This is a genomic window from Micromonospora olivasterospora (assembly GCF_007830265.1).
GTDB lineage: Bacteria > Actinomycetota > Actinomycetes > Mycobacteriales > Micromonosporaceae > Micromonospora > Micromonospora olivasterospora.
In genome coordinates this window covers 4,567,001-4,578,576 of sequence record NZ_VLKE01000001.1, presented here as the reverse complement: position 1 = coordinate 4,578,576, position 11,576 = coordinate 4,567,001, and the positions used below count along the sequence as shown (strand labels likewise).

Genomic DNA, 11,576 nt, shown 5'->3' with positions numbered 1-11,576 from the left:
TACTCCGTTGATCGCTAAGGGATGGTCACTGCCCGTCACGGCGCACCGCGGGCGAGCCCCAGACGGGTGCCTCTCCGCGCGCCTGTGCCGCGGCCCGCCGGGCGGCGTTCTCGGCGCGGACCCGCTCCGCCTCGGCCTTGATGTGCTCCTGGTCGTAGCGCTGGAACACGCGGGCGGGGTTGCCCGACACCAGACTGTAGGCGGGAACGTCCTTGGTCACCACCGACAGGGGGCTGACGGTCGCGCAGTCACCGATGGTGACACCCATCATGATCACGCTGTTGCCCCCGATGAAGCAACCCTTGCCGATCTTGACCGGCTTGCGCTCGATGAGGTCGCTGCCGGAGTAGTTCTCCAGCGTCATGTTCGCCAGCCAGCTGGAGTGCGTGAACACCAGGCAGTTCAGCCCGATGCTGGTGTGGTCGCCGATCTCCAGGCCGCCGCTCGCGTCCAGGACGGTGTTCTCCCCGATCCAGCAGTGCTCGCCCATGACCAGGTTCTCCGGGCTGACGATCTTCGTACGCTCCCGGATCCGGGTGGTCTCGGGCAGGCCGAGGAAGCGGGCCCGCTCGACGTCGTTGAGGAAGCCGCCGACGAAGTCGTTCACGATGCCGGCACGCAGCCGGTTGCTGCGCTCGTCGTCGGAGAACATGCTCACGCCCGCTCCCCCACCATCCGGGCGAAGACGTCCAGATGCTGGCGGGTGACCACGTCGAGGGTGAAGTGCGAGTACACGAGATCGCGCTGCCGCTTGGCGATCCACTCCCGCTCCTCCGGCTCGTCCAGCAGCCGGATCACCGCGTCCGCGAGGTCGGCCGGGGCGTTCGGCCGGACCAGCACGAAGTTCTCCCAGTTGCGCAGCCGCACGGCCGGGAAGTTCGTCTCGGTGACCGTGCCGATCGTCGCCCGCCCGGCGGCCATCGCCTCCAGGCTGGCGGTGCCGAAGCCGCCGCCCTGCAGGTCGTGGGCCACCACGTCGGCGGCGGCGAAGTAGGCCGGCACGTCGGCCGGCGGCACGACGCCGGTGGTGATGATCGCGTGGCCGACGCCCAGCTCCGCGGCCCGCTTGGCGAACGCGTCGTAGTAGACCCGGCCGATGATCATCACCTTGGTGTCCGGGTGCTTCGCCAGGACGGCCGGCAGCGCCTCGACCAGGGCCAGCCGGTCCCGCAGCGGGATCACATGGCCCAGCGACACGATCAGCGGGCCGTCGCCGACGCCGTGCCGGGCGCGCACGTCGGTCTCCGGGGTGCCCTCGAATCGGCTCGGCTCGACGGCGACCGGGATGTAGTCGAAGTCCGCCGTGGTCGCGCCGTAGCGCTCCGCGCAGTAGTGGGCCGCCAACTCGTCCATGATCACATACCGGGGGCGGAACCGCGTGATGATCGGCTTGACCAGGAACCGGTCCAGCGTCCGGAACAGCGCGGCGTACTTCGGGTCGGGGCTCTCCAGCCGGGTGTGGATGGACAGCAGCACCGGCACCCGGTGGCGACGCGCGTACCAGCCGGAGATCCAGCTCAGGTCGAAGAACTGGCCGTGCTGGTGGATCACGTCGGGCCTGAACTCGGCCAGCAGCCGGGAGACCCGGCGCAGGTTGCCGGGTCGGGCCAGCGCGAAGGCCATGTCGAAGTCGATGGACAGGCCCAGCTTCGGCATCGGCATGGCCGGCAGCCGGACGACGCGGTAACCGCTCCGCTGCTCCTCCGCCGGCGCGCCCTCGTAGGCGGCGGTCAGGACGAGGACCTCGTGACCGGCCGCGGCGTACCGCTCCGCCAGGGCGGCGGCCAGGTGCGAACTCCCACCGGGACGTGGTGGGAAGAAGTTGTTGACGACCGCGATCCGCACAGCGGTAACTCCTGTCGGGTCGGTGTGGGGGCGTGGCCCGGGCCCACCGCTGGATCGTACGGGCAGGCCGGTGGATCTGCCGGATGGCGACGGGGGCCTACGCTACCTCAGCGCTGCGGCGACCGGTGAACGGCTCCAACCGTGCGTGACCGACGCGGGGCCCGGCCCTGCCGGAGAAACGGGTTCGCCGGGAGCCCGTGCGACGACGGGCCCCCGGCGGACGGCGGCTGGGTCACGCCACCTCGGTCTTGATCAGGTCGGTCATCCCGTCCTCGACCGCGATGGTCGGCTCCCACCCGAGCACCTCGCGGGCCCGGGTGATGTCCGCCGCCCGGCGGCTGACCAGCACCTCACGCGGGTTGAACTGCGGCTCGACGTCGACCCCGACCGCCTTGATCAGGATCTCGGCCAGGGTGGCGACGGAGGTGTCGATGCCCGTGCCGATGTTGACCGGCACGTTGCCCTGCTCCGCCTCCAGCGCGGCGACGACCGAGCGCGCGATGTCGTGCACGTGGATGAAGTCCATCGACTGCTCGCCCTTGCCGTCGATGACCGGCGGCTCGCCGTTCTTCAGCCGCTTCACGAAGTGGTTGATCACTGAGGTGTAGTACGCGGTCGGCTTCTGGCCCGGGCCGTACACGTTGAAGAAGCGCAGGGCGATCCAGTTCAGGCCCTTGCTGCGCTGGTAGAAGCCGAGCAGGTCCTCGCCGGCCCGCTTCGAGATGCAGTACGGGGTGAGCGGGTCGAGGCGGTCGTCCTCGTGCATCGGCAGCTTCTTCGGGTCGCCGTACACCGAGGCGGAGGACGCGAACACCAGCCGCTTTACGCCGTGGTCGGCGGCGGCCGCGAAGACGTTGTGGTTGCCGACCATGTTGATGTCGATCGACTCGTACGGGTCGGCCTGGCTCTTGTTGATCGAGACGGCGGCGAGGTGGATGACGTACTCGCAGCCCTTCATGGCCGCGTGCACGGCGCCGCCGTAGCGGACGTCCTGGTCGATCAGCTCCACGTCGCCGGTGGCCACCAGCTCGGCGACCCGGTCCCGGTCGCCGCGGAACATGTTGTCGAAGATGCGGACCCGGTAGCCCTTCTCCAACAGCAACGGCACCACGTGCAGGCCGATGAAGCCCGCGCCTCCGGTGATGAAGACGGTCTGCTTCGACATGTCGGACAGTGTCCTTCCTGGGGGATCAGCGGCCGGTGGCCGCGCTGTTGACGACGTCGACCAGGGTGGCGGCGACGGTCTCGACCTGGGCGTCGGTGAGGTTGGCGTGCATCGGGATGGCCAGGTGCCGGGCGAACAGGTCCGCGGACACCGGGCAGGGCGCCGTCTGGCCGTAGAGCGGCTGGACGTGCGAGGCGTACGTCCCGAAGGTGCACTGCACGCCGCGCTGACGCAACTCGAGGGCGACCGCGCCGCGGTCCACCGAGGGATCGATAGTGACCACGTACGACTGCCACGGGTGCTCGCGGTCGGGCGCCTCGTACGGCGTGGTGATCAGCTCGTGGTCCTTGAGCAGCTCGCCGTAGCGGGCGGCGGTGCGCCGCTTCGCCACGAGCAGGTCCGGCAGGCGGTCGAGCTGCGCGATCATGATGGCCGCCGCCACGTCGGAGAGCCGGTAGTTGTAGCCCAGCTCGGTGAAGGTCGGGATCGGCAGGTGGGACAGCTCGGCCCGGGTGAGCGCCCCCTCCACCCCGTAGGTGTGCAGCTTGCGGGCGTGCGCGGCGAGATCGTCGCGGTCCGTGACGTACGCGCCGCCCTCCCCCGCCGTGATCCCCTTGCGGCCGTGGAAGCTGAACGTGGCCACGTCGGCCAGGCTGCCGGCGGGGCGCCCCTTGTACGTCGCGCCCGCCGAGCAGGCGGCGTCCTCGACCAGGAACAGCCCGTGCCGGTCGGCGATGGCCCGCAGCTCGTCGTAGTCGGCCGGCTGGCCGAACGCGTCCACGGCGATGATGCCGACCGTGCGCGGGGTGACCGCCGCCTCGACCGCGGCCGGGTCGACGGTCCAGGTGTCCGGACGGACGTCGGCGAAGACGGGCTTGGCCCCCGTCCACAGCACCGAGTGGCCGGTGGCGGGGAACGTGTAGTCCCCGACGATCACCTCGTCACCCGGGTTGACTCCGAGGGTGAGCAGCGCGAGGTGCAGCGCCGAGCCGCAGTTGCTGGTGGCGAGGGCGTGGCGGGTGCCGACGGCGGCGGCGAACCGCTCCTCGAACCGGCGGCTGGTGGGACCGGACCCCGCGAGCCAGCCGGAGGCGAAGACCTCGGCGATGGCGGCGAGTTCGGCGTCACCGACCGTGGGTTGACCGAGCGCGATGACCTCAGACATGTGTCTCCCCGGGAAATTGGACCCGCAGCAGTCTAGGCCACCTGCATGGGACGGGCGCGAATCGGGCGTGCCCGGGGAGGCGGTTACGATCTGTGTCGGCGCCGGCAGGGGAGACGAGATGACGAGGTTCGTGGTCGTGGGTGGCGGCATCGTCGGCCTGGCCGTGGCGCACCGGCTGATGACCGACCGACCCGGCGACTCGGTGACCGTGCTGGAGAAGGAGGCCGGCTGGGCGGCCCACCAGACCGGCCACAACTCGGGCGTGATCCACGCCGGGGTCTACTACAAGCCGGGCAGCCTCAAGGCGACCCTGTGCAGGGCCGGCAGCGCGTCGATGGTCGAGTTCTGCGCCGAACACGGGCTGTCGTACGACATCTGCGGCAAGCTGATCGTGGCCACGGACCCGGCGGAGTTGCCGCGGCTGCACGCGCTGCACGAACGGGCGGTGGCCAACGGCCTGCCGGTGCGGCTGATCGAGGCGGCGGAGGCCGCCGAGTACGAGCCGCACGTCGCGGCGGTGGCCGCGCTGCACGTCGCCTCGACCGGCATCGTCGACTTCGGGGCGGTCTGCCGCACGCTCGCCGGGCTGCTCGCCGCCGGGGGCGCCGACCTGCGTACGCGCACCGAGGTGACCGGGGTCGCCAGCCGGCCCGAGGGCGTGGTGGTGAACACCACCGGCGGCGACGTGGTCGGCGACGTGCTGATCAACTGCGCGGGCCTGCACGCCGATCGGATCTCCCGGCTGGCCGGGGTGCCGACGCCGGTGCGGATCGTGCCGTTCCGGGGCGAGTACTACGAGCTGACCCCCCAGCGTCGCGGTCTGGTGCGCGGGCTGATCTACCCGGTGCCGGATCCGCAGTTCCCGTTCCTCGGGGTGCACCTGACCAAGATGATCGACGGCAGCGTGCACGCCGGCCCGAACGCCGTGCTGGCCACGGCCCGGGAGGGCTACTCGTGGGGGCGGTTCAGCCCGCGCGACGTCTGGGACGAGCTGACCTACCGGGGCCTGTGGGCGCTGGGCCGCCGGCACTACCGGTACGGCCTGACCGAGGTGGCCCGGTCGCTGTCGAGGAAACGGTTCGCCGCCAGCCTGGCCCGGCTGGTCCCGGAACTGACCACGGACGACATCGTCCGGGCCGGCGCGGGGGTGCGCGCCCAGGCGATCCGGCCCGACGGCGGCCTCGTGGACGACTTCCTGATCGTCGAGGCGGACCGGCAGGTGCACGTGCTCAACGCGCCCTCCCCCGCCGCGACCAGCTCGCTGGAGATCGCCCGGCACATCGTCTCCCGGCTGCCGCTGGACGCGCCGCGCTGACGCCCGCGGCCCGGCGGTAGCCGGGGCCGGGGGCCGGGCACGTCGCGCGGCGGCCGTGGCCGGGCCCCTCGGGGGTGGGGTCGGCGGCGCGGCCGCGCGGAGGCGGACCGGCTCAGGCGGGGGCGGCGGGCAGGACGGCGCGCTGCCGGGGCGGGGTCGGGGCGGCGCCGAGCCCGGCCGCCACCGCCTCGACCAGCGCGTCGAGGTACGCCTCGGTCGGCGCGGTGCGGGCGATGGCCAGCCGCCAGTACAGCGGCCCGACGATCAGGTCCACGGCCGCGTCGGGATCGGTGTCGGCCGGCAGCTCGCCGCGCCGGACGGCCCGGGCGACGAGCGAGCCGCCGATCTCCTGCTGCTTGGCGCGCAGCAGCGCCTGCAGGGTCTCGTCGATCTCCGGGTTGCGGGCCGCCTCGGCGAGCAGGTCCGGGATGATCTGCGAGGCGAGCGGGTGGCGCAGGGCGTGCGCCAGCACCTGGAACAGCAGGGTGAGGTCGCCGCGCAGCGTGCCGGTGTCCAGCGCGGGCAGCTTGCTGCCGGCGGCGGCGGCCACGACCTCCAGCACCAGCTCCAGCTTCGAGCTCCACCGCCGGTAGATCGCCGTCTTGCCGACCCCGGCCCGGCGGGCGACCGCCTCGATGGAGAGCCGGCCGTAGCCGACGGCGGCGAGCTCCTGCATCAACGCGCGCCGGATGGCCGTGGTGATCTCCCCCCGGAGCACCGCCGCGCCCGCCGGCCGGCGCCGCTTCCCGCTGGTCACGTGGCTCTTCTCGGCTGTCACGTGGAACAATGTAGCGCAACGACGGTACGGTTGCGTCCCGACGTGTTTTGGACTACCTTCCACGCAGCGACGAGGCGGCGCTCCAGGCACCGGCCACGCTCGATATCGTTCACGCGCATCCCGTTGCCCCACAAGATCGGAGCGCCCATCCCATGGCCAACACCGCGCTGGCCGACCCCGACGCCGGCCTGCCCCAGGCGCAGCTGGCCGCCCGGTACGGGCTGCGGGTCGCCGGCGAGCGGCCGCCCCTGGCGGAGTACGCCCGCCGACTGTGGGCGTACCGGCACTTCATCGCCGCGTACTCCAACGCCAAGCTGGTCGCCTCGTTCAGCAACGCCCGGCTCGGGCAGCTGTGGCAGGTGCTCACCCCGCTGACCAACGCCGCGGTCTACTACCTGATCTTCGGCCTGGTACTGGACCAGAAGAGCATCCCGAACTTCATCGCGTACCTCACCACCGGGCTGTTCATCTTCAACTTCACCCAGACCACGGTGCAGAACGGCACCCAGTCGATCACGGGCAACCTCGGGCTGATCCGGGCGCTGCACTTCCCCCGGGCCTGCCTGCCGCTGGCCGTCATGCTCACCCAGTTCCAGCAGCTGCTGGCCTCGCTGCTGGTGCTCGTCGGCATCGTGCTGGTGACCGGCGAGCCGCTCACCGTCGAGTGGCTGCTGCTGGTCCCGGCGGTACTGCTCCAGGCCGTGTTCAACGCGGGGCTGACCATGGCGGTCGCCCGGATGGGCGCGAAGATCGCCGACCTCAAGCAGGTCATGCCGTTCGTCATGCGCACCTGGATGTACGGCTCCGGCGTGCTCTACAGCGTCGCCCTGTTCGAGGAGAGGCTGCCGGGCTGGGCCACCCGCCTGGTCGAGGCGAACCCGATGCTGGTCTACATCGAGCTGGCCCGGCACGCGCTGCTGGAGGGCGCGCCGCTGCTCAGCTCGTCGATGCTTCAGGCGTGGTCGTACGCGGTGGGCTGGGCGGTCGTGATGGGCGTCGGGGGTTTCATCTACTTCTGGCGGGGCGAACAGGAGTACGGCCGTGGTTGAGCACATCGAGGCGTCCAACGACGTCACGGTGACCCTGCCGAGGATCACCGAGCGCGTCCCGACCGTGGTGGTCGACGACGCGCACGTGATCTACCGGGTGCACAAGGGCGCCACGGGCGGCACCAGCCCGGTGGCCGCCCTGAGGCGGATCGTGTCCCGCACGTCCGCGCCGAACGTCCGCGAGGTGCACGCGGTCAAGGGCGTCAGCTTCACCGCGTACCGGGGCGAGGCGATCGGGCTGATCGGCACCAACGGCTCCGGCAAGTCGACCCTGCTGCGGGCCATCGCCGGCCTGCTGCCGGTGAACCGGGGCGCGGTCTACACGCAGGGCCAGCCGTCGCTGCTCGGCGTCAACGCCGCCCTGCTCAACGACCTCTCCGGTGAGCGGAACGTCACACTGGGTTGCCTGGCCATGGGCATGCACCCCGACGACGTCGCCCGGATCACGCCCGAGGTCATCGAGTTCTCCGGCATCAACGAGCGCGGGGACTTCGCCTCGCTGCCGATGCGGACGTACTCCTCCGGCATGTCCGCCCGGCTGCGGTTCTCGATCGCGGCGGCGAAGAAGCACGACGTGCTGCTGATCGACGAGGCGCTCGCGACCGGCGACAAGGGCTTCCGCAAGCGCAGCGAGCAGCGGGTGCGCGAGTTGCGGGAGAGCGCCGGGACGGTGTTCCTGGTCAGCCACCAGCTCTCGTCCGTCCGGGACACCTGCGAACGGACGATCTGGCTGGAATCGGGCGTGCTGCGGATGGACGGCCCGACCGACGAGGTGCTGCGCGCCTACGAAGATTTCACCAACAAGAAGTAGGGTCGCGTCAACCGTACGGTTTCGTGCGGATGTCGAGCCACCGCGTCGTCCCTGGGGGCGGCGCGGTACACGCGTTATCGTTCACCGGGCCGTCGAGCGGCCGTAACCCACCGTTGAGCATCCCTGGAAGTGAGGATCGGCAATGACGCAGGACCACACCACTGGCCCGGACGCCGCACCGGAGACCCCGTGGCGGCCCGCGCGCACAGTGGCGGTGGTGCTGGCCGGCGGCACGGGGACCCGGCTGGGCCTCGGCATCCCGAAGCAGCTGCTGAAGATCGCCGGCAAGCCGATCATCGAGCACACCCTGGCGGTCTTCGAGGCGGCGCCCGAGATCGACGAGATCATCGTGCTGATGGCCGCCGGGCACGTCGACGAGGCCCAGCAGATCGTCGACAAGGCCGGCTTCCGCAAGGTCAGCAAGGTCATCGAGGGCGGCGACACCCGTAACGCCACCACCCGGATCGCCCTGGACGCCGTCGGCGAGGGCGACGTCAACATCCTCTTCCACGACGCCGTGCGGCCACTGGTGAGCGCCCGCATCGTGCGCGAGTGCGTCAACGCGCTCTGGACGTACTCGGCCGTCGACGTGGCCATCCCGTCGGCCGACACGATCATCCAGGTCGACGAGAACGACTGCATCACCGACATCCCGGTGCGCTCCACCCTGCGCCGCGGCCAGACCCCGCAGGCGTTCCGCTCGGGCACGATCCGGGAGGCGTACCGGATCGCGGCGGGCGACCCGGACTTCGCCGCCACCGACGACTGCGGCGTGGTGCTGCGCTACCTGCCCGGCACCCCGATCAAGGTGATCGACGGCTCGGACGAGAACATCAAGGTCACCCACCCGGTCGACGTGCACCTGGCCGACAAGCTGTTCCAGCTCGCCGCCGCGCAGGCGCCCCGGCTCACCGACCAGCGCGCCTACACCGAGGAGCTGACCGGCCGGACCGTCGTCGTCTTCGGCGGCAGCTACGGCATCGGCCACGAGCTGACCGAGCTGGCCCGCGGCTACGGCGCGCAGGTCTTCCCGTTCAGCCGCTCCACCACCGGCACCCACGTCGAGCGCGCCGAGGACGTCGAGGCCGCGCTGAAATCCGCCTTCGAGGCCACCGGCCGGATCGACCACGTGGTCGTCACCGCCGGCATCCTGGAGAAGGGCGAGCTGACCGAGATGGACCAGGAGACGATGGACCGGGTCCTGAACGTCAACTTCGTGGGCCCGGTCACCATCGCCCGGCAGTCCCTGCCCTACCTGCAGCAGACCAAGGGTCAGCTGCTGCTGTACACCTCCAGCTCGTACACCCGGGGCCGGGCCCGCTACGCGCTCTACTCGGCGACCAAGGCCGCCCTGGTCAACCTGACCCAGGCCCTCGCCGACGAGTGGGCCGACTACGGCGTACGGGTCAACTGCATCAACCCGGAGCGCACCGCCACCCCGATGCGCACCAAGGCGTTCGGCGAGGAGCCGGAGCACACCCTGCTCGCCGCCGAGACGGTCGCCCAGTCGTCGCTGGACGTGCTGATCTCGGAGCTCACCGGCCAGGTCATCGACGTACGCCGGGCGCCGGGCGAGGCGCCCGCGGCGGGCATCCCCGGCCAGGCCGGCAAGCCGGCGACCCCGGCGGCGGCCGGCTGAGCCGCTGGCGGGTCTCTGGCGGGAGAAGCGGGTAGCGACATGCGTGGTGACCTGGTCAGGAAGCTCACCGCCCGGGCGGCGGCCACCGGCCTGGCGGTGCTGGCGTTCCTCGTCCTCGCGCTCACCGGCGCGACCGGCTGGGGGCTGGCGCTCGCGGTGGCCGCCCTCGCCGCCGCCGGCTGGGAGCGCCGGGTCCGGGCGGCGGCCGACAGCACCGCCGAGGCCGTGCTGCTCGCCGCCGGCATCCTGGTCGGATACGCCCGCCGGCTCGACGCCGGGTTCGACCCGGCCCTGGCCGTCACCGCGCTCGTCCTGCTGGGGCTCGTGCTGCTCGTCGGCCCGCTGCGGCAGGCCGGCAACCTGGAGACCCGGGCGGCCAACCTGCCGGTGCGGTCGTGGACCCCGCTGGTCGCCGCCCGCCTGGGCGACGTCCTGCTGGGGCTGCTCGCCGGCACCGCCCTGGCCGCCGCGCTCACGCTGCCCGCCGTGGTCCCGCTGGTGGCGGCCCTGCTCGTCGGCGGCGCCGCCGGGGCGGTCGCCCTGAACCTGGCCCTCCGGCGGTTCCGCCCGCCGGCGGGTGGCGGGGCGGTGACCCGGGCGCTGCGCCGCCACCAGCCGGAGTTCCTGCTGCACTTCTCCGCCCCGCCCGGCTCGGAGTACCAGGTCACCATGTGGCTGCCGTACCTGGAGCGGATCGGTCGGCCGTTCCTGGTGATGGTCCGGGAGCCGGAGTTCCTCGCCCCGATCGCGGCGGCCACCACGGCCCCCGTGGTCTACTGCCCGACCCTCAAGTCGATGGACGAGGCGCTGGTGCCGAGCCTGAAGGTGGCGTTCTACGTCAACCACGGGGCGAAGAACAGCCACTGCATCCGGTTCTCCCAGCTCACCCACATCCAGATCCACCACGGCGACAGCGACAAGGCGCCGAGCGCCAACCCGGTCTCGGCGGTCTTCGACCGGATCTTCGTGGCCGGCCCGGCCGCCGTCGACCGGTACGCCCGCGCCGGCGTGGAGATCCCGGCCGAGAAGTTCGTCGTGGTCGGCCGCCCCCAGGTCGAGTCGATCGAGGTACGCCCGACGCCCGCCACCGGCCTGCCGAACCCGATCGTGCTGTACACCCCGACGTGGACCGGGCACCACGCCGACGCGAACTACTGCTCGCTGCCGGTCGGCGAGACGATCGTCCGGGGGCTGCTGGCCCGGGGCGCCACGGTGATCCTGCGCGCCCACCCGTACACCTCGCAGAACCCGGCGTCGGCCCGGCAGCTCGCCCGGCTGGAGGAGCTGCTCGCCGCCGACCACGCGCGGACCGGCCGCCAGCACGTCTGGGGCGCGGCGGCCAGCCGGGGGTTGTCCCTGGTCGACTGCGTCAACCGCTCCGACGCGCTCGTCTCGGACGTGTCCGGGGTGATCTCCGACTACCTCTACTCCGCCAAGCCGTACGCGGTGACGGACATGGGCGGCGACGGCGACCGGTTCGTCGAGCGGTTCCCGCTGGCCGGGGCGGGCTACGTGCTGCACCGGGACGCGGGCAACCTCGACGAGGTGCTCGGGCGGCTGCTGGACACCGACCCGGCGGCGGCGGCCCGGTGGACGACGCGGGCCCGGTACCTGGGCGACTTCCCGGCCGAGGCGTACGCCGAGGCGTTCCTCGCGGCGGCCCGGCGGGAGCTGGAGCCGGGCGAGCGGAACGCGGCGCCCGCGCCGCGTGCCGCCGAGTCCGTCGCCCACGAGGGCTCCCCCTGTCCCCGACGGCCTGACCCGGCGCCCTCAGCCGCCACCGGCCGTCCTCGCGGCGCAGCCCGGCGT

The 11,576-nt window shown here is 72.2% G+C and carries 9 protein-coding genes and 1 pseudogene; 5 read left to right on the top strand and 5 right to left on the bottom strand.

The window, feature by feature from the left end:
• Positions 1 to 25: 25 nt before the first annotated feature.
• The 4 genes from JD77_RS21215 to JD77_RS21200 all read right to left on the bottom strand — a co-directional run bounded on the left by JD77_RS21215 (position 26) and on the right by JD77_RS21200 (position 4,175).
• A complete protein-coding gene (locus tag JD77_RS21215; protein ID WP_145777709.1) occupies positions 26 to 652 on the bottom strand; it encodes an acyltransferase in 627 nt (208 codons plus the stop codon).
• 2 nt (positions 653 to 654) lie between these two features.
• On the bottom strand, positions 655 to 1,845 hold the full coding sequence (locus JD77_RS21210; protein ID WP_145775859.1) for a glycosyltransferase family 4 protein: 1,191 nt from the start codon (positions 1,843 to 1,845) through the stop codon (positions 655 to 657).
• A 232-nt stretch (positions 1,846 to 2,077) separates the two neighbouring features.
• Positions 2,078 to 3,010, bottom strand: coding sequence for an NAD-dependent epimerase/dehydratase family protein (locus JD77_RS21205; RefSeq protein ID WP_145775858.1), 933 nt, complete (start codon positions 3,008 to 3,010; stop codon positions 2,078 to 2,080).
• Positions 3,011 to 3,035: 25 nt separating this feature from the next.
• Entirely contained in the window at positions 3,036 to 4,175 is a 1,140-nt protein-coding gene (locus tag JD77_RS21200; RefSeq protein ID WP_145775857.1) for a DegT/DnrJ/EryC1/StrS family aminotransferase, read from the bottom strand.
• Positions 4,176 to 4,293: 118 nt separating this feature from the next.
• Here JD77_RS21200 and lhgO point away from each other — a divergent pair, with 118 nt between their 5' ends.
• Positions 4,294 to 5,490 carry an L-2-hydroxyglutarate oxidase gene (gene lhgO, locus JD77_RS21195; protein WP_145775856.1) on the top strand — a complete coding sequence of 399 codons (1,197 nt, stop codon included), beginning with the start codon at positions 4,294 to 4,296 and terminating at the stop codon, positions 5,488 to 5,490.
• 112 nt (positions 5,491 to 5,602) lie between these two features.
• On the opposite strand, the gene JD77_RS21190 is transcribed toward lhgO, so the two are convergent.
• Positions 5,603 to 6,208, bottom strand: a complete 606-nt coding sequence (locus JD77_RS21190) for a TetR/AcrR family transcriptional regulator (protein ID WP_145777708.1) — start codon at positions 6,206 to 6,208, stop codon at positions 5,603 to 5,605.
• Between the two features lie 212 nt (positions 6,209 to 6,420).
• On the opposite strand from JD77_RS21190, the gene JD77_RS21185 reads away from it, so the two are divergent.
• From JD77_RS21185 to JD77_RS21170, 4 genes and pseudogenes are all read left to right on the top strand, one after another.
• Positions 6,421 to 7,317 carry an ABC transporter permease gene (locus tag JD77_RS21185; protein ID WP_145775855.1) on the top strand — a complete coding sequence of 299 codons (897 nt, stop codon included), beginning with the start codon at positions 6,421 to 6,423 and terminating at the stop codon, positions 7,315 to 7,317.
• Entirely contained in the window at positions 7,310 to 8,128 is an 819-nt protein-coding gene (locus JD77_RS21180; RefSeq protein ID WP_211372621.1) for an ABC transporter ATP-binding protein, read from the top strand. Before JD77_RS21185 ends, JD77_RS21180 begins: the two co-directional genes overlap by 8 nt.
• Before the next feature lie 142 nt (positions 8,129 to 8,270).
• Positions 8,271 to 9,767: a bifunctional cytidylyltransferase/SDR family oxidoreductase gene (locus JD77_RS21175; protein WP_145775854.1), complete on the top strand. Its 1,497-nt coding sequence runs from the start codon at positions 8,271 to 8,273 to the stop codon at positions 9,765 to 9,767.
• A gap of 39 nt (positions 9,768 to 9,806) precedes the next feature.
• A pseudogene (locus JD77_RS21170) lies at positions 9,807 to 11,495 on the top strand (CDP-glycerol glycerophosphotransferase family protein); the annotation flags it as partial.
• Positions 11,496 to 11,576: the final 81 nt, after the last annotated feature.

Coding starts and splice junctions, on each gene's coding strand:
- JD77_RS21215 (WP_145777709.1), bottom strand. CDS start 652: ATGTTCTCCGACGACGAGCGCAGCAACCGGCTGCGTGCCGGCATCGTG.
- JD77_RS21205 (WP_145775858.1), bottom strand. CDS start 3,010: ATGTCGAAGCAGACCGTCTTCATCACCGGAGGCGCGGGCTTCATCGGC.
- JD77_RS21200 (WP_145775857.1), bottom strand. CDS start 4,175: ATGTCTGAGGTCATCGCGCTCGGTCAACCCACGGTCGGTGACGCCGAA.
- lhgO (WP_145775856.1), top strand. CDS start 4,294: ATGACGAGGTTCGTGGTCGTGGGTGGCGGCATCGTCGGCCTGGCCGTG.
- JD77_RS21185 (WP_145775855.1), top strand. CDS start 6,421: ATGGCCAACACCGCGCTGGCCGACCCCGACGCCGGCCTGCCCCAGGCG.
- JD77_RS21175 (WP_145775854.1), top strand. CDS start 8,271: ATGACGCAGGACCACACCACTGGCCCGGACGCCGCACCGGAGACCCCG.